The organism is Leptolyngbya sp. FACHB-671 (genome assembly GCF_014695745.1).
In the GTDB taxonomy this organism is placed as follows: Bacteria; Cyanobacteriota; Cyanobacteriia; order Elainellales; family Elainellaceae; genus JAAUTN01.
Map to the genome: position 1 here is coordinate 380908 of NZ_JACJOV010000153.1, position 18366 is coordinate 399273.

The 18366-nt window shown below is 49.7% G+C and carries 15 protein-coding genes and 1 tRNA gene; 9 read left to right on the plus strand and 7 right to left on the minus strand.

Annotated features, from left to right (window positions below):
* Nucleotides 1-37 precede the first annotated feature (37 nt).
* The gene (locus H6F93_RS27055) at nucleotides 38-1210 is read left to right on the plus strand and encodes a glycoside hydrolase family 10-like protein (protein WP_190687665.1); all 1173 of its coding nucleotides are present in this window, start codon (nucleotides 38-40) and stop codon (nucleotides 1208-1210) included.
* Between the two features lie 112 nt (nucleotides 1211-1322).
* On the opposite strand, the gene H6F93_RS27060 is transcribed toward H6F93_RS27055, so the two are convergent.
* Complete coding sequence (locus tag H6F93_RS27060) at nucleotides 1323-2270, minus strand: tetratricopeptide repeat protein (protein ID WP_190687668.1); 948 nt, start codon at nucleotides 2268-2270, stop codon at nucleotides 1323-1325.
* Between the two features lie 29 nt (nucleotides 2271-2299).
* A complete protein-coding gene (queG, locus tag H6F93_RS27065) occupies nucleotides 2300-3340 on the minus strand; it encodes a tRNA epoxyqueuosine(34) reductase QueG (RefSeq protein ID WP_190687671.1) in 1041 nt (346 codons plus the stop codon).
* A 346-nt stretch (nucleotides 3341-3686) separates the two neighbouring features.
* Here queG and H6F93_RS27070 point away from each other — a divergent pair, with 346 nt between their 5' ends.
* From H6F93_RS27070 to sds, 4 genes are all read left to right on the plus strand, one after another.
* Complete coding sequence (locus H6F93_RS27070) at nucleotides 3687-4100, plus strand: ketosteroid isomerase family protein (RefSeq protein ID WP_190687674.1); 414 nt, start codon at nucleotides 3687-3689, stop codon at nucleotides 4098-4100.
* A 615-nt stretch (nucleotides 4101-4715) separates the two neighbouring features.
* Nucleotides 4716-6512, plus strand: a complete 1797-nt coding sequence (locus H6F93_RS27075) for an N-acetylmuramoyl-L-alanine amidase (protein ID WP_190687678.1) — start codon at nucleotides 4716-4718, stop codon at nucleotides 6510-6512.
* A gap of 67 nt (nucleotides 6513-6579) precedes the next feature.
* Nucleotides 6580-7503, plus strand: coding sequence for a glutamate racemase (gene murI / locus H6F93_RS27080; protein ID WP_524538025.1), 924 nt, complete (start codon nucleotides 6580-6582; stop codon nucleotides 7501-7503).
* Between the two features lie 1151 nt (nucleotides 7504-8654).
* Nucleotides 8655-9626, plus strand: a complete 972-nt coding sequence (sds, locus tag H6F93_RS27085; RefSeq protein ID WP_190641382.1) for a solanesyl diphosphate synthase — start codon at nucleotides 8655-8657, stop codon at nucleotides 9624-9626.
* Between the two features lie 41 nt (nucleotides 9627-9667).
* On the opposite strand, the gene H6F93_RS27090 is transcribed toward sds, so the two are convergent.
* Nucleotides 9668-10216 carry a GAF domain-containing protein gene (locus H6F93_RS27090; RefSeq protein WP_190687682.1) on the minus strand — a complete coding sequence of 183 codons (549 nt, stop codon included), beginning with the start codon at nucleotides 10214-10216 and terminating at the stop codon, nucleotides 9668-9670.
* A 115-nt stretch (nucleotides 10217-10331) separates the two neighbouring features.
* On the opposite strand from H6F93_RS27090, the gene H6F93_RS27095 reads away from it, so the two are divergent.
* The 3 genes from H6F93_RS27095 to H6F93_RS27105 all read left to right on the plus strand — a co-directional run bounded on the left by H6F93_RS27095 (nucleotide 10332) and on the right by H6F93_RS27105 (nucleotide 13900).
* Nucleotides 10332-10523, plus strand: a complete 192-nt coding sequence (locus H6F93_RS27095; protein WP_206755779.1) for a hypothetical protein — start codon at nucleotides 10332-10334, stop codon at nucleotides 10521-10523.
* Nucleotides 10524-10582: 59 nt separating this feature from the next.
* Nucleotides 10583-12610 (plus strand): M23 family metallopeptidase, encoded by a 2028-nt coding sequence (locus H6F93_RS34285; RefSeq protein ID WP_242043625.1) that lies wholly within the window; start codon nucleotides 10583-10585, stop codon nucleotides 12608-12610.
* Between the two features lie 108 nt (nucleotides 12611-12718).
* The gene (locus tag H6F93_RS27105; protein ID WP_190641379.1) at nucleotides 12719-13900 is read left to right on the plus strand and encodes a GNAT family N-acetyltransferase; all 1182 of its coding nucleotides are present in this window, start codon (nucleotides 12719-12721) and stop codon (nucleotides 13898-13900) included.
* Nucleotides 13901-13953: 53 nt separating this feature from the next.
* Here H6F93_RS27105 and H6F93_RS27110 read toward each other — a convergent pair.
* The 3 genes from H6F93_RS27110 to H6F93_RS27120 form a co-directional block, all read right to left on the minus strand.
* Nucleotides 13954-14027 (minus strand) — tRNA-Pro (locus H6F93_RS27110).
* Between the two features lie 57 nt (nucleotides 14028-14084).
* Nucleotides 14085-14450, minus strand: a complete 366-nt coding sequence (locus H6F93_RS27115) for a DUF1818 family protein (protein ID WP_190687689.1) — start codon at nucleotides 14448-14450, stop codon at nucleotides 14085-14087.
* 40 nt (nucleotides 14451-14490) lie between these two features.
* Nucleotides 14491-15159: a hypothetical protein gene (locus tag H6F93_RS27120; protein ID WP_190687692.1), complete on the minus strand. Its 669-nt coding sequence runs from the start codon at nucleotides 15157-15159 to the stop codon at nucleotides 14491-14493.
* Nucleotides 15160-15571: 412 nt separating this feature from the next.
* Between H6F93_RS27120 and H6F93_RS27125 the strand changes: the two genes are divergently transcribed.
* Entirely contained in the window at nucleotides 15572-15967 is a 396-nt protein-coding gene (locus H6F93_RS27125) for a response regulator (RefSeq protein WP_190641377.1), read from the plus strand.
* 17 nt (nucleotides 15968-15984) lie between these two features.
* On the opposite strand, the gene H6F93_RS27130 is transcribed toward H6F93_RS27125, so the two are convergent.
* Nucleotides 15985-18291 carry a transglutaminase TgpA family protein gene (locus H6F93_RS27130; protein WP_190687696.1) on the minus strand — a complete coding sequence of 769 codons (2307 nt, stop codon included), beginning with the start codon at nucleotides 18289-18291 and terminating at the stop codon, nucleotides 15985-15987.
* Between the last annotated feature and the right edge of the window lie 75 nt (nucleotides 18292-18366).

Consider the following 18366-nt stretch of genomic DNA (forward strand, 5'->3'; position numbering starts at 1 on the left):
ATAAACCTGAAAAAGATTTGAGAGTGAGGATGACAATTTGAACGGGTATCGTCGGCTGTGGCTGACAGTTCTCTTAGGGGTGGGACTGGCAGTGGCACTGATTGGACATTCTTTGCCCCCAGTTAGCGCTCAATCTACCCTTCCGTTCACCTCTCCCACAACAGAACTGCGCGGAGTCTGGCTAACTAACATTGACAGCGATGTTTTGTTCTCCAGAGAAAACCTGGGGCGAGCAATTCAACGATTGAAGCGGCTGAACTTTAATACGATCTATCCCACCGTTTGGAATTGGGGCTACACGCTTTACCCCAGTCGGGTGGCAGAACGAGTCGTGGGGCGATCGATTGATCCGCATCCAGGACTTGCTAGAAGAGACATGTTGGCTGAAGCCGTCATTCGGGGTCATCGGCGTGGAATGACCGTGATTCCCTGGATTGAGTTTGGGCTGATGGCACCCGCAGACTCCGATTTGGTTAGTCGTCATCCTGATTGGGTGACGAATCGGCTGGACGGCAGTCAAATCATCTACGAAGGAACTCACCCGCGAGTTTGGCTCAACCCGACTCACCTAGAAGTGCGGCAAATGCTGCTGGATCTGGTTAACGAAATTGTCACCAATTACGACGTAGACGGTATTCAGTTTGATGACCATTTTGGAATGCCCGTGGAGCTAGGGTATGACCCTTACACCGTGCGGCTTTACCAGCAGGAACACGGGGGCAGTTTGCCGCCTAATGATCCTCATGATTTAGAGTGGGTCAGATGGCGAGCAGATAAGATTACTAGCTTGATGACTGAGGTTTTCCGCACGGTCAAAGCGCGAAAGCCACGCGCTATCGTTTCTTTGTCGCCTAACCCCTGGGAATTTGCCTACGAAACATACTTGCAGGATTGGTTCACCTGGGAGCGGCGAGGGCTGATCGAAGAGCTAATCGTTCAGGTCTATCGAGATGATTTTGAGCGGTTTACGAGTGAGCTACAGCGTCCAGAAATTCAGCTTGCCAAATCTCACATTCCTGTTGGTATTGGCGTTTTGACTGGGTTGAGAAATCGTCCGGTCAGCATGGAGCAAATTCAAACTCAGGTACAGGCTGTCCGAGAGCATCAGTTTGCTGGCGTTTCGTTCTTTTTCTATGAAACGCTGGGCGATCGCGATGCTGACTTCCGTTCACTATTTCGCCAGCCTGTAACTCGTCCTAGAGTGGGCTAGTGCCTTCTTACAAAGAGAGGGTGTGGGCTAAGCCCACGCCCTCTCTTTGTACAAATAGCTCTTAAGAAAGGGCATCCCGCCCTGCGGGATGCCCTTTCTTATAGGAATAGTATTACTGGGGAGGAGTAGACTGGTTTGGCACTGTACCGTCGGGTACAGGAATAGCTCCTCCTGGCACAATTTCGACGGTCGTTGCACTAGTGCCGCTGAGTTGAGCCAAAGTCGCCTGAAGTTGAGGCAGTCGCAGGAGAGCTTGAGTATCGTTGAGCAAGCGATCGCCCCAAAGCTGTTCTCGCAAAAATTCTACATCGGCGTATCGATCATCTTGGCGGAGAGCGGTTTCTGCTTGCTGAACGGCCGCTTCTACATTACCTTGACCGTAAGTCACGACGGCGATCGCAAACTGAGGCTCTGGCTGGTTTGCATCAACTTCTAAGGCTGCCTGCCATTTTTCTAATGCCCCTTCAACATCGCCCATCTCATACAGAACCAAGCCAATGTTATTTGTAGCAGGCCAAAAAGCCTCGTCTAGCTCTACTGCCCTTTCGTATTGGGCGATCGCCTGGTCAAACTGATTTAGCTTGTAGTAGGCATTGCCCAGGTCAAACAGCGCACCTGGCACTTCCGCGTCAAGCGCCAACCCCGACCGCAGGTATTCCACCGAGCGGTTGTAGTCTTCTAGTTGAAAGTAAGCTGAGCCAAGCGCAAACAAAATTGCTGCATTCTCTGGGTCTAGCCGCCGCGCCCGCTGCAAAGCCGAAATGCCCTTGTTTAGATCTAGCGTTTCGGGGGTCAGGTAGAGACTTCCCAATAATGACCAGATCTGAGCATTTTCGGGAGCCAACTGAGTGGCAAGCTGCGCTCTGGACAACGCTGGTTCATACTGCTGAAACTGTGCAAGCTGTGCTGCTTCTTGAGCCAAGCTCAAGCCCTGCTGCTCAAGCTGCTCAACCTCTAAAGGCACAATGTGGGGAACTAAAGCCTGTCCATATACTGGTTGAGCAGCGCCCCACAAACCAGCTAGAACCAGGAAGGAAAGCAAAGAAATACGCTTAAGCACAATTTGACTAGAATTACGAGGGTTTTCAGCTAGCTTAAATCATCTACCTGCGATCGTGAAAGAAAATTCATAGATGGGGGACTCCCCAAACTTGCTCTTGCATTCCGCCTCAACATCGCGGGCTTGATGCGGCGGAGGGCAGACGCGGGGAAGCGCTGATCCCATTCCTCGTCAGAAAGTTCAGCCAGTTCTGTCAGTTTTGGAGATACATTCTGGGGATATGGCTGAAATTCAGCTACATCCGTAGGTTGGGCAAAGCGCTGATTCCAGGGGCAAACGTCTTGGCAGATGTCACAACCTGCAACCCAGCCCTGGAGTTGAGGGGCAATCGCCTCTGGCAATTCTTCAGCACGGTTTTCGATAGTGTGATAGGCAATGCAGCGGTTGGCATCGACGACAAAAGGTTGGGCGATCGCTCCCGTAGGACAAGCCTCAATACATCGAGTGCAGGTGCCACAGTGCTGAGTGTGAGGGCGATCGCTTGTTAATTCCAGATTGGTCAACACTTCTCCCAAAAACACCCAGGAGCCATACTCCCGCGTGATCACATTGCTATTTTTGGCAATCCAGCCGATTCCGGCTCTTTCTGCCCAGACCTTGTCTTGAACAGGACCCGTATCAGCGTAAGGTCGAGCCTGAACCCCTTCAGCTTGAGCCTCTAGCCAGCTAGCCAGCGCCTTCAACTTTTTGTGCATCACCTTGTGATAGTCTCGCCCCCAACCATAGCGAGAAATTTTGGCATATTCCTCACCGTCCGGGCGGACGTGAGGAGTGTAATAGTTCAGCGCCACGCAGATGACCGACTTTGCGGTGGGCATAACCCGATGAATGTCTTGCCGTTTGGGATTTTTCATCCAGTCCATCTCTGCCTGGTAGCCTTGCGCTAACCAGCGGTCTAAAGCCTCATTACTTGCAGCATCTAGAAGCTTTGCCGTTGGACTATCGGTGGTTTGTGCTGGCACTACAGCAGCAATTCCTACCTTATGAAAGCCTAAATCCAGAGCTGTTTGCTTGATGGAAGCGCAGTCTACAGCCGGGGGAGCGACAGGAGTAGGGCTGTTTAAATCCATAATTCTTCTAAAGGCATCTGATCTGTAACGTTGCAAGCAAATGTTTCATAACGAGTAGCTTCAGGTTATGCCCTTGGCTAAACGCTAATAGCCACTTCTATGGGATTCTCAGCGCTAATACTAAGCTAGCGTTTGTCACTCCGTTGGTTGATTAGGGTTTGATTTAACTGCGATCGCATCAACACCAAAATGCGGTTAAGAGTCGTGAGATTAGCAAGATCTCTTAGCAAGATCTCTCGGATGGAGCAAGCGATCGCCTGTTCCGTCTGATATTTTTGCCTTAATGCTCAGCACCAAGATGCTGTATAAGAAGCCCTAACTGGAAAAACCTTGAGGAGCCTTAGCAATGACTGTTACGCCTGAGACAATTCCACCCACTGAACAAACTATTTCAGGTATCTCAGAGCCAGTCATTTATCGCTATTTTGAGACTCTAAATTCAACAGACTTTCAGGCAACGGCTGCTTTGTTTGCCATAGATGGGGTGATGCATCCTCCGTTTGACGAAGACCAGGTCGGAGGAGAGGCGATCGCCAATTATCTACAAGCAGAAGCGAAAGGAATGAAGTTTCATCCGCGTCAGGGCATCTTCGAGACCCTGGAGGACGGAACTCACTACAAAATCACGGGCAAAGTACAAACCCCTGTGTTTAGCGTGAATGTTAACTGGCTATTTGTGCTGAACGCTCAGTCAGAAATTCTCTCAGTCAAAATCAAGCTGCTAGCATCTCCCCAAGAGCTATTGGGCATGAAGCAATAGAGGCAACAATAGCAATACCTGATTTTTAGAGACTGCGATCCTTAAAGGGTCGCAATCTTTTTCCGGATTGAGCGGAAATAGGTTTGGGAATACTAGTGACTTACCTTGACTCACCTGAAGCTAGCAGCACAATCATTGCAATGTTTTGCCAGCACTGATTTGTCTGTTGAAGTGACAAGACCCTAGCATTCGGTTTCCCAACTCCGTTTCATGCTGTATATTCAGCTACGACATGAATCGATTGCTAGCTACGGGTTAAGTTCACTCTAACGATGAAAACTGCGCTTTCAGACTAGTTTGTCAAAGAGCAGTGCGTCAGATAGATTGTCAGAGCACCAATTCATTAAAACTTTCGCAATCGAAAATCGTAACTCTAAAATCCCAAATAGTTCAGAATCTGATTGCGAAATTGCTAAGGTAGAGCGATCGCCCAACTCAAGCCCCTCACCAACGCCCCTACAAACCGTTCCTCAGCTACTCCTACACATTAGCGGAGGCGATCGCCCGACAACGATAACGCAACAACGACGATTAGCAACCGTTAAACAACCTACTAGACACTGAACGTCTCTATACCAAGCGACAAGACTAGAGCAACGAGGAGAACCTGAGACCGTGAGATTTGAACGAATAATTCCCAGTCTTCTGGGTATTGTGGGCGCTTTGATTATCGCTTCTCCAGCAGAGGCGGCTCGACTGCAATTCTGGCGCTTTAATCCAAGTCAGAATCAGCTCGTCTTCACTACAGATAGCGGCGTGCAGCCCAGGGCGCAACTTATTTCTAACCCAACTCGGTTAGTGATCGACCTACCAGGAACCACCCTGGGCAACTCAAACTTGAGTCAGCTTGTAGGTGGTGGAGTGCGCGAGGTCCGCGTTGGACAATTTGATGCACAGACTGCCCGCATTGTGATTGAGCTTGACCCTGGATACACGCTCGACCCACAGCAGGTGCAGGTACGAGGAGCAACACCCACCCAATGGACCGTGCAACTGCCAACACCTGAGCGAGTTGAATCTCCTCCCTCAGTGACCACTCAGCCTCCCAGTGAATCTACTCCCCAAGAAAGTTCTCCATCGGTTTCAGGAGCAGCCACTCAGCTAGAAAATGTGCGAGTGACCCCCGACGGTTTTTTCCTTCGCACCAGCGGGGCAGTACCAGAAATTGAAGTCGATCGCAGTCGTAACCGTCGCGAACTCTATTTTGACCTGGAAAACACGGCAGTTTCATCTCAACTGGCAGCCGAAATTCCGGTAGGTCGTTTTGGCGTAGAGCAAATTCAAATCAGTCAACTTGAATCTGACCCACCCACTGCCAGAGTCACCCTTGAGCTATCCGATCCAAACATCGATTGGGAAGCCACAGCCAGCGAATTTGGTGGAGTTGTGCTGATTCCGACCAGTGGCTTTGCTAGAGAAGACGAACCCCCCAGCGTTGCCCCTCCCGTTGCCCAAGCTGCTCCCGCAGAACCTGCCACTATCGAAGGCATTCAACTAAGCAACAACTCTCAACTGTTGATTCAGGCGAATCAGCCACTGACCTATACATCGGGATGGGATCGAGCAACGGCCGATTATCAAATTACGATTCCGAATGCAAGACTTGCTAATAACGTCGACAGTCCTCAATTAGACGCGAGCAGCCCGTTGCGACGAGTTCGTTTACGGCAAGAGGACAACGACACCGTTGTGATTTCGGTGCAGCCTGCCGCTGGCGTAAACATTAGCGGAGTCAATCAGCCCAGCCAACAGTTGCTTTCATTGGAACTGCAACGGGCAGGGCAGCGCCCCCCTGGTGGCAATCCAGTTCCTGTTACGCCTCCCCGTGCTGGCTATCCACCCACTGATTTGCCAGGTGTACCCAACAGTCGCATTGTCGTGGTAGTCGATCCGGGACATGGCGGTCCTGATCCAGGTGCAATTGGCATTAACGGTATCCGCGAGAAAGATATTGTGCTGCCGATCGCCCTGGAAGTTGCCTCTCTGCTAGAGCAACAAGGCATTCAAGTTGTGCTGACTCGGCAGGATGACCGTGACCTGGATCTAGAACCCCGTGTCCAGATTGCTGAACGGTCCAACGCCAACCTGTTTGTCAGTATTCATGCTAACGCCATCAGCATGAGCCGCCCTGACGTGAATGGCATAGAAACTTACTATTACTCGAATAATGGTTTGCGACTCGCACAAGTGATTCACGCGAGTGTGGTGCAAAATACCGGTTCAGCGGATCGAGGAGTACGGCAGGCAAGGTTTTATGTTATTCGAAATACTTCTATGCCAGCAATTTTGGTAGAAACTGGATTTGTAACGGGGCGAGATGATGCCCCACGTCTAGGTGATCCGGCATACCGTAGCCAGATGGCAGGAGCGATCGCCCGTGGCATTCTTCTCTATGTTCAGCAAAACTTTTAGATAAAGCTTTACAACTTTTAACTGTAGGCTTTACTGTGTTCACAGCTTTTTCTGTGTTTAATTCCCTGTGTCTAACTCTTCTAAAACCCATCCTTGCTCTGAAGCAACAGACTCCCAACTCGGTATTCACTCTCTGGCTGGTTCCAAGCGCTCTCCAATCGACCCTCTAGCAAATCTGGGAACCAATTCTCAACGCGCCAGAATTGGTGTATTTGACAGTGGGGTAGGGGGGCTGACTGTCCTGAGAGAAATGTATCGCCAGTTGCCCAACGAGTCGATTTTGTATGTGGGCGACACTGCGAGAGTGCCCTACGGCAATCGCTCTGCGGCAGAAATTCTCCAGTTTGCCCGAGAAATTCTGACCTGGCTGTGTCAGCAAGGTGTGAAAATGATCGTCGTCGCTTGCAACACCAGCGATGCGATCGCGATTGATCAGCTCTGTGCTGAAATCGAAGTGCCAATTCTGCGCCTAATTTTGTCAGGGGCACGGGCTGCCGTTCAGCAAGGCAAGCGCGTTGGCGTAATTGCGACACCTGCAACCACAGCCAGTAATGCCTACCGTCTGGCAATTTTAGAAGCAGACAGCACGGTTCAAGTCTGGCAAGTAGGTTGTCCAGAGTTTGTGCCGCTGATTGAGCAAAACCAGATTCACACTCCCTACACTAGAGCGATCGCACTGGAATATCTCACGCCCCTACTAGAGCAAAACATCGACACGCTCGTGTACGGCTGTACCCACTATCCTCATCTCTCGCCAATCTTAAGAACTCTTCTGCCGCCCTCCGTTCAGCTCGTTGATCCGGCTGTGCATGTGGTGGCTGCTGCCGCTCAAGAGCTAGACCTGCTAGGGCTAAAGAGCACTCGTCCACCTTTGCCAACTCGCTTTTGTGTCAGTGGCAATCCCGATCATTTCAGGCAGGTTTCAGTTCAGTGGTTAGGCTGTACGCCTCTTGTTGAGCAAGTGAACCTGACTGAGACAGTCGGGGTCTAACGCAGGTCAGCATAATGCCGAAGCAACGCTATCGTACATCTGTACGAAGAGAATGAATTGGTGTACAATCTGTCTCCAGATAGTTGCGATAAATGTTCAGTCTTAAGAGAAGTGACGGCGATCGCTCCGCCTCCTGAACACACGGCACAACCCTTACTCAGCGCAGTGCTGAGATGAGCAGAGTACTCAAGCCTGTAAGCGTTGTACAAGCATCAGCAGCAGATAAACCGCTAAAAGGTAGCCTGCTGCCAAGACTGGGATGATGAATGGAATACCGTTGTACGTCATAATTAGCAGCCTAGTAAAGTCAGAGTTCAAACTAAACAAAATTAAGCCAAAGCCTAAGCTCTGCGCTTTCAATTAGATATTTTGTCTCCGTCCTCCCAAAGCCATGCCATGCAGGATGCAACCTAAAGGACACATCTAACAGGAGACTCGTTCCGAGAGAACAGCCATTTCAGACTGCCAGCGGCAATCCAAATCTGGATAATTGATGAACTAACCTGGCTAGCTTTAATTGGAAAGTAGATAGGCACAGCAAGAGGAGCGCAAAATTAGAACCCCTTATACCCTTGCCGCTACTTCAAAATTGCCGTAGCCCTATTCGTGTTAAGTTCGAAAACTTTTAAATCTCTATAAAAATCCTAGCACAGGATTTTGGTTTTCAATAGGGCATTCTTTCATGGACTTAATAAATCTACATGAGGCTGGAATAGGCTTTTTCACAAGGTTAGACAATCAAAACTGGACTGGGACAGCCGGGTTCCTAAGAACATTTTTGCTAAGTACTTATGCTTATTAAAATACTGCTTTGGGGAGTTGTAAAACATCTGTCGAACATCAACTCCAATCCGAAATAAAAGACGCAATCGAACTATGACAAAACAAACTGCTTATAACGAGCACTTATATAAAGCTCACTGCTAACTCAGATGTGATTAAATCCGAGCAAGGGAACTAGTAACACACTCTAATTAGCCTGATTAGCCGTTTGAGGGTAGACTCTTACTGCTATCAATATTCTGAAATCCCCTCCAGGAGATAGAAAACTCTAGAACCCAGACTTTGTTCTTTCAGATGCAGAAGGCTTGCCTTAGAATAGAGCTAAGATATGTAAAATTTTGTAATCTAACGCCTGAAGCGGCTCATTCATGACCTCAGCGACCTCTCTCTTTTCACCAGTTGAAGCGGATCTGCGCCTGCTCACAGAAAATTTGAAAAACCTGGTTGGTGAACGTCATCCTATTTTGTATGCTGCCGCAGAACACCTGTTTGGGGCAGGAGGAAAGCGCCTCAGACCCGCCATCGTTCTGCTGATTTCTCGCGCTACGATGCCTGAACAAGATATTTCTCCTAAGCATCGTCGGTTGGCTGAAATTACCGAGATGATTCACACTGCCAGTCTGGTACATGATGATGTGGTAGATGAGTCTGATGTAAGACGCGGTGTGCCGACGGTTCACAGTAGTTTTGGCAACCGAGTTGCGGTACTTGCAGGAGATTTTCTGTTTGCTCAGTCTTCCTGGTATCTGGCAAATTTGGATAATTTGGCAGTTGTGAAACTGCTGTCTGAAGTAATCATGGACTTGGCAGAGGGTGAGATTCTCCAAGGCTTGAGTTGCTTTGAAGCAAACCTATCGATTGAGGCGTATTTAGAGAAAAGCTATTACAAAACGGCTTCTCTGATTGCTAATAGCGCGAAAGCAGCGGGGCTGTTGAGCGGTGTGTCTGCTGAGCTAGCGATGCATCTATATAGTTATGGTCGTCATATTGGTTTGGCGTTTCAAGTTGTGGATGATATTTTAGATTTCACGGGTTCGATAGAATCTTTGGGTAAGCCTGCTGGGTCTGATTTGAAGAGCGGCAATCTAACTGCACCTGCTCTCTATGCCTTGGAAGAAAAGCCCTATCTGGAGTCCTTAATTGAGCGAGAGTTTGCTCAGGATGGAGATTTAGAGCAGGCGATCGCCTTAATCAAAGACAGCCAGGGAATTGAGCGTTCTCGCGAATTAGCTGCTCAGCACGCTCATGCGGCAGTTCAACACTTGAGTGACTTGCCTCATTCAGAATCTCGCCAAACACTGATTAATCTAGCGGATTACGTTCTTAGCCGCTTGTATTAGGTCAATCCTGTATTAGGTCAATACAGGATGTTACGTCTATATCAAATCTCTGCTTCGGACTCAGTTGCAGCAGTTTGGATGTAGGCGATCGCCAGAGGCGTAATTTTCTGTACAACCTGATCGATCACCGTGTGGTCTAAATCTGTCCACACTCTCGGCTGCCCAAACACGCAAGGCTGCAAAATGCCCCATAGCTGACCATCCTGGCAAAGGTGAGCGTGAATCAGGGCGCGATGACCAAATTCTCGCTGCTCAAATGCCACATTAACCACTTTGGGGTCAGCAGTTTCTACGTCTTCGACAAAAACGGATGCTTCAGTGCGGAGGGCCGCGGCAAAGAGCGGGTCTTCTTCAGGTAAAGACTCTGGCTCAGCTTTCCAATCTGAGTCTAGGACGGTGGGAATTTCGTCGCTGCGAATCCAGCAGTAAGGCACCATGCCCACCTTGCTTTCTGGGTTGCGGAGATAGAGAAAGCAGCGATCGCACTCCAGGACCTTTCCGAGTGCGGGTAGCAAAGCCGAAAAAACGGCATCTGGCTCATCTGGGAGCCACACGTCTTGTAAGTTAGTTTGAAGAGTTGGGCTAGACATAGGTGATGAGGAGACAGGGTAAAAAGCGAAGTATCGAGATGTTTGAACGATGCGATCGCTTTACACCGTAGCGTCTTTACTCAAACTTCAAACTCTATCGTGTGGCGGAAGAGTTATGGTAGCGTTGCGGTTCAAATTCTTTGCTCAACGGTTTTCAGAATTGAATGCTGACATTAACCGGATTCAGGTCATTCAGCTCCGAAATGACATTCTGAGGACTTGTGAAACTTTGAGCAATGGCTTTGAGTCAGCAAGTGCAACCCTCACCCCCCTTGTATTGCTGTGCGGCGTTACTTTTTGTTCTTAATGAAGCAAGTTTTTAGACCCATCGGGCAGTGCCTTACAACGGCTGTTGTAACCTCTGCGATGCTCGAAAGCTATGCGTTACCCCTTCTGGCTAACCCAAATGCCAACTTTTCTCCCCCTCAACCTGCAGAAAGTAGCGACTCAACAGTTCAGACTAATGCTGCACCGCTGATTCAGCCTGAAGTGGTTGCACCGCCAGAGACAGTAGTCGTACCGCCTGCTTTGACAGAAATCAGAGTTGAACCGACTTCAGCAAGTGCAGCAGATGTAGCTCCTGTAGCTGAACCGTCTGCTGACCAGAACAGTACTGTTGGAGAAACTTCACCAGCAGAATCGGGCAGCAGTCAGAGCAATACCAACTCTGGCACTGACACAGAGACGAATGCTGGTTCTGTACCTGAAGAAGCTGGGCCAACTCAAATTGCTGAGCCAGCAGAAGCAGAGGCGATCGCCAACGCTGTAGCTCTGGAGTCTGCAAGACAAGAACTGGCAGGGAAACTAGAAGCAATCGTTGAGCAAGATAAACCCGAACGCGAAGCAGAATTTCGCCAAAACTTAGTTATCTCAGCACTTCACTATGCTGAAGTAGGGGAGTTTGACCAGGCGCGTCAGGTGGCCCAGCATCCTGCTCTACCTACAGAGATCCAAACTGAGGTCCTGACCAAAATTGCAGAAATCGAAGCAGTAGCAGTTCAGCAGCCACAGACCGAAACAGCGGAAAGTGATGCGATCGCTCAAGCACCCACGACCCTTGCCCCCTTAAGCTATCCAGTTGCAGGCTATTCCAATATTGGCGCTCGGACCCTGCCTCCTGGGTTGGCTGGGTATCAGGGCGATCGCTGTCTGGTTCCTGCTGTGACTCCGGCAGCAGACAGCTCAACGGAAATTTTCGTCAACCTGAGCGGAATCAAGCTTGCTGCTACCCCCTCCACCCTTACACCTGACCAGCAGCTTGCTTCGCTGCTCACCGTCTCAAATGCGGCGAACGAGACCATCAACTTGATTCAAAGTTCCAAGGTGGAGAAGCTGCAACTGGGTCAAGTTTCTCAAGAACCCATTGCTCTCTCGACAGAGAACAGTTTCTCTCAAGAAATTGAGTCTGAAGAAACGGCATCTGCAGATGTAGGTCTCCACAAGCCGAGTGCTGAGCGCTGGGGTGAGGTTAAACTAGACCGTGTCGTAGGTTCGACCTTAGACAACTTGCTGAATAAAGTCGGCATTACCACCATTCCTGCTGTTTTTGACTCCATGTTTCTAGGACAGACTTATCTGTCTGCTAGCGAATTTGAGCAAGCCCAGCAGACTATACCAATGCCTTCAACTGAGGTTTCGTCTGAAAGGATGGAATCACTGAATGGTGAACCCAATCTAGAAGCTAACTCAGCAGCCCTGCCAGACATCACTGTTCCTAGCATGTCTATCGCCGACCCGACACGGGCGATCGCCCTGGGACAGTCCTCACCCTTAGAAGGAGTAGATAAAGGGTTTGGCAAGGTCAATGCGATCGCCCCTCTGCAGTATGCAAACTGGCAAAAACCTGAAGCTGAAAATCCCTTTGCAGTGCTGGCAGCGTCTACAGGCAGCATCAACTGTGCTGTTGCACCAGGACGCTTCACAGGCTATTCCGTCACCACTGCCGTGAGTCAGCAATTCAGTAGAATCGGGCTGGCGTTTCCGCTCCCCATTCCGGCAGCACTAACTTCTGCCTTTGGCTGGCGCATCCACCCCATTTCGGGCGATCGCCGCTTCCATGCAGGGGTTGACCTGGGCGCACCACAAGGTACTCCTGTAGTTGCTGCTGTGTCCGGTCGGGTTGCCGTTGCCGACTACATGGGCGGCTACGGTCTAACCGTTGTGCTAGAAAATCAGGACGTAGCACTCCGCAACCTCTATGCTCACCTGTCTGGCATTGCCGTACAACCTGGAGCCTGGATTGAACAAGGCAGCGTCATTGGTTGGGTGGGCAGCACAGGTAACTCCACCGGTCCACACTTACACTTTGAGGCGCAACAACTCACTGCCAATGGTTGGGTTGCAGTTGACCCTCTAGCCAGTGGAGCGCTCACCGTCGCCAGAGCACAGCAGTAAGAACTTAAAGAAAAGAGGGAGCAGGACAAAGCTCTACTCCCTCTTTTCTTGGTAGCTTTGGTAGCTACAGCTATAGTTGGATGGCTGTAGAACTCAAGAGGCGTTCTAATGCGATCGCAGTTTGAATACGGAACTCTGACTGACTCCAAAGATGCTCAGCAGCTAGGAGCAATTTTAGAACAGTGCTTTAGTAGTCCACCGGGTAGCAGTGAGACTTACTTCAAGCGAGTTGGGCTAGAAAACTTTCGCGCTTTGCGAGCTTCAGGGCAACTAGCAGGTGGACTGGCAACGCTGCCAATGGGACAGTGGTTTGGCAACCAGCGAGTCCCAATGGTTGGCATCGCGGCGGTTGGCATTGCCCCGGAGTATCGCGGCTCAGGTGCAGCGATCGCCCTGATGCAGCACACTTTGCAAGACCTGCATGTTAACGGAGCGGCTCTTTCGGCACTGTATCCAGCAGCTCAGCAGCTTTACCGCAAAGCTGGCTATGAGCAAGGTGGCAGCTTTTGCACCTGGGAAATTCCGGCTAAAGCCATTCAGGTGAAGGAGCGATCGCTGCTACCCATTCAACCAATTCATTCTCCAACTGCTGAAGTATTTCAAGTGCTTAGTCAGCAGCAATCCCAGACAAACAACGGTAACCTGGATCGGCATCCTGCCGTTTGGGAGGAAATTCTCAAACCCGATGCCCCAGAAGCAGTTTATGCCTACCTGTTTGGAGAAACCGCTCAGCCTGAAGGCCACATCATCTTTAGTCAAAAGCAAATCAACCACAGTGCTACCCTAGTGGTGCTAGATTGGGCAGTCCTCACACCATCGGCCGGGTACAGCTTCTGGAAGTTTTTAGCCAACCACCGTTCCCAGATTGAAAAAGTGCGGTGGCGCAGCTCTATCATTGACCCGCTTACCCTATTGCTGCCAGAACAATTCGCCAAACTGCACGAGTCTGACCGCTGGCTGCTGCGGATTGTGAATATAACCAGTGCCTTAGAGAAGCGGGGTTATCCCCCTACGGCTGAAGCTGAACTGCATCTGGACGTTCAAGATGAATTGCTGCCGGACAACAGCGGCAAGTTTATTCTCTCAGTCGCCAATGGACAAGGGACTGTCACCCGAGGGGGCAAAGGGGAGTTGCGGTTAGACATTCGCAGCTTAGCGCCCCTCTACACAGGCTTGTTTTCGCCGCACGAGCTACAGTTTTTAGGGCAGTTAGAAGCAACAGAGGAAGCGATCGCCACCGCAACCCAGCTATTTACAGGTTCCCATCCCTGGCTGCGCGATTTCTTTTAGAGGGAAAAATTTCGCAAAAAAGAATCCACCCCAAAGGATGGATTCTTTTGCGATCGGAGCGGCGGGATTTGAACCCACGACCCCTACTACCCCAAAGTAGTGCGCTACCAAGCTGCGCTACGCCCCGATGTCGCTTAACAAGCATAGCATAATGATGGGCATTGAGCAGCGCTTAGGGAAAGCTTCAAAAGACTTTTAAGACCTGAGTTGCCTGAAGCAGTGCAGGTACAGCCTGCTCTGACCAGTATCCTTCTGCACGACGACCCGAAAGCAACATTAAACGCAAACTAAAAGCTTGAGGGTACCCCTCTGCCTCCAGCCACAGCAAATCGCTTTCAACCTCACAGCTAACCTTTTCCTCGTCCATTAGTTCTTCCGCAATGCGGCTCACTGCTTCTGCTAACTTTGCAGCCAGACGACAGAAATCATTTAGCTCTGCCTCAGTCAACTCAATTGCCCAATCATCTCCTCCAACTAAACCCCGAAACTCAGAGGCATCAGCATCCCAGCCTAGCCGCCAGCCAGAGCCACTTTTTACTTGACGGACCATCTTATAGCACTGTACGTATCTGTATTGAGCAACTCGTTGGTTAGGGCAGCAACAGCTGGGCATCTCCCGGACGAGGTTGAAGGATTGTTGGGTTATTGCTGGGGGTAGAAGGCGTCGGAGTCACTTCTTCTGAATCGGCAGGAAGCTCAGGAGCCGTCGTCGTACTCGCTTCACTGCTAAAGATAGTTACCAGTGCGTTAACCAAAGCATCTCTCTGAGCGCGATTGAGGCTGCGAATTACAGCCACATCACCCTCCATCGGATTAACGGTTAGAGTATCTCCACCAGGGTACAGTTCTGCTCGTACCCAGTCATTTTCACCCAGGTAGTCTGCCATTGTCAGTTTCCAATCAAGCCGATAGTTGGGTGGACGGCTCTTGGTATAGAGGTGATAGCGAATCAATCGACTGACTAGCGTATTGTTAGGGCTAGGGTCTCCCGTGCGGGCATTGACGTAATGATTTTCTAGTGGCAACTCTGGGATGAGTTGGTAAACCTGCTGCCAGGGTTCAGTTGCACCAGGTAACCCACCAGGAATTTGCTGGGCGATCGCAGGTTGCCCACCCCATTGCGCTGACCACTGCCGCTGCTGAGCAGCAAACTCTGGCGCAGGCATCAGGGCAAATAGACTAACCAAACTTGCGGTTGTCAGCAGGGCGATCGCAAACCTAACTACTCGCCTAGGAACTACTTTAGATTGAGTCATCATGACCGATATGGAAGTTGCTAACTTCTATTATGTCGAACTACAAGAACTGTCTGGACTTTTAAAGTTGATGAGGATGTTTGAGAAGTCTAGTTTGCAACCTATAAGTGTGTAAGGTGAATAGCAGTCAGACAAGAACTCTCAGTCTACCTATTTCAAGTTCGATCTACTAAATGCTATGCCCTCCCAGGGGATATTTGCACTTTTCGGACCTTCTTTAGCTAAACTTTTAAGGTTAATAAAGGGTTAAATAAGTGGAGTGTTCTACTTAAATTAAGCATTTAGAGGTGATTCTGTTTTCAAGTTAAGAGCTATCTTTTAAGATAACTGCAATGCTGTTCTCTAAATATTTTGAGAATGTAAGTTGCCCCTTACAAACCCCTTAAGGAAAAAGCTATCACCTATTTCAAATAAGATGACAAATCCTCAAATGCCAAAAGCTGAGGGCAAACGGATTCTATTGGTTGAGGACGACGACGCAAATCGACAACTAATGGAGGACTATCTTGATCACCATGATTATGTAGTGAGTAGTATTGCCACAGGTCTTGATTTCTTACAAATCGTGATAGATTTTCAGCCTGACCTGATTCTGCTGGATCTAAAACTTCCTGATATCAGCGGCTATCTGTTGCTGGAGCAACTTCAGGCAAGCTCTATGTTTTCGCGCATTCCAGTCATTGTCATATCAGCTTTTGCCTTTCGGGCAGAGCAAAAACGTGCCCTAGAACTAGGCGCACGACAGTACTTTATTAAGCCCCTCAATTTGATGAATCTCAGACAGTCAATAGAACAGGAAATTGACCCTTAATCTCGTTATTTAAGCAATTACTTCCGTTTTGGTGCCCGTCTTCTCAGATTTTTGAGTTGCTGACGCAATCGCGTTAGGTTAGGCGATCGCCCTCCATAGCGCCAGCTCACGTAAGCATCCGAAATTTCCTCAATCACTGTGGCATGGTTAGGCGAATGGTGAGGTTGAATTTGACGGGCATACTCAAGTGGAGTTTGAGTTGATGGTTTGCGAAAACCTTGAATCGCCAACCAATGCAGCATTTGTTGATAGATTGCCTCCATTGGCGGAAGCCGAGTCAGCCAATAACGGTAGCGCAACATCCGCCAACCACTCCAACTGAGCCAGCCTAGGAAGCTGAGTCCTGTGACTACTGCCAATCCCAGTAGCAGCCCCACCCATCCTCTAGAAAAGAGCGAAACGACCCAGCGAATCAGTCCACCAAGGCTGCTGGCAATCCAACCAAACAGTTGATTGAGCAACCCTGAGACTGGGGAGGGTAGCCATCCGGCAACCCAGTTCCAAAACTGCTTCAAAACACTAAACACTTGATAGTCTTCGATCGAAGGCGGCACCACTTCATGTCCGGGAATTGGGTCAAAGGCAAACCAGCCATAACCTGGAAATAAAACTTCCGTGACCGTATAGGCATCAGTGTTGCGAATAACGTAAAACCCAGTGAAGGGGTTGTATTCTCCTGGACCAAATCCGGCTGCCAGTCTTGCTGGAATGCCAATCGATCGAAGCATCATCGTTAAAGTAGTCGAAAAGTGATCTGGGTAGCCACCCTGGTAACGAAACAAGAAGGCTTCTACCAAATCCTCATCTTCTTCTAGAAACGGCAACTCTGGTTGAACGGTGTAGTTCTGCTTAAGGTATTGAGCCAGATAAAGAGCTTGCTCAGATGGAGCAGTAACTGGATTAGGGGCTGCTGCCAAAATTTCTTGGGTGCGTTGGCGAACTCGGTCGGCGATCGCCTCTGGCACTTCTAGATAATAGTCACGAATGGTTTTGGAATAATCGGTGGATGCCTTTTGCAATAAAGTGCGATCGCGATAAGGCACCTCTGAGATTACGGTGTAGGTAACCCCTTCTACCAGTTGAACGGGCGATCGCAATCCTCCTTCTGCATCAATCGCCAACTCTTCGGTAGGAAAGTAAATCTGTCTAGGTTCATGCAGCACCGGAACCAGATTCGTCAGGTCAGAAATGATTGTGTAAGTTTGGATCACTTCGCGAGTGCGAGTGTTGACTGACAACCAGGGTGCAACAGACCAGGGAATGTAGAACTGCAACGACCAACCGGGTCGTCTGAGCGTCTCGATCTGCTCTTCGCTGTTACGAGAAATTTCCCAACCTTGCCCGGTGTAGCGATCAAACGCCAATACACGCCAAAATCCTTCTGCTTGAGAGCGAACCCGCATTACAACTTGAGGCTCTAGCTCCCCACGCAGGTTCTGATTAATTTGACTGTTAAAGCCGTAGTAAAGGTTGTCATCAATTTTTCCAGGCCCTTGTCCAGTACCTTCTCCTGTGCCGCCACCCGTACCTTCTCCATTGCCGCCTCGAACATAGCCAGGGTTAATGATGTTGCTTGTGTCAAATTCGCCGTCAAATTCAATGAGGGAACTAACGGGAAACGTCCGCAGCTGATAGCCTGGAAGACGCGGTAAAAAGGCAAAAATTGTTAACCCCAGCGCAACGGTCACCAGCAAAAATAGACTGAGACGCTTGAGTGAAAGTTCAATTCCAATCCGGCGAAAGCTGCGAGAGGGCTGCAATCCCAAACGGGAGCGATAGTCGAGAATAAGTGTTGGAAGAGCGATCGCCAAAAACAGCAACAGCAGTGGGGCAAAGGCAAGAGTTTGGCTGAGCGTACCGCCGACCCCAATCAAGATCAGCCCAATCATCATCGAGTAGCCCAGATCTTTGCGTCTGGGCAAGTCAAAGCTGTGGAACACCTGAAGCTGAATCAGTAGCTCAGCCAGCGCCAACCGGGTATCGTTTGGCTCATTAAGCAACTGCACAAAGAAGGCCGCCAGGGCAACCAACATGGCGATCGCAATGCAAAACTTTACCGGGACGTTGCGACTGCGACGACGATAGTAGCTCCAGGTTGCGCCAACAATACTTAACGGCACAGCCCAAAGACTCAACCCCGCCCAGTTTGCGACATCCAGCGAGGCAACATCTGTGGCGATGATGCCAACCGTCACTAAAAGCTGCACCAATACACGCAGCGGGATTGAGTCTTCTGGCTCTGGCAGAGGTAAATCTCGCAGCCGTTGCCACTGAGCGCGAATTAACTTTTGAGGCAATCGCTTAGGAGGAGCGGTAGCAGGCATGGAGGGAATTAGGGATTGGGTGTGAGGGGTTGGGAGTAGAAAACTCTTTTATACCCTACACCCTATATCCTGTAA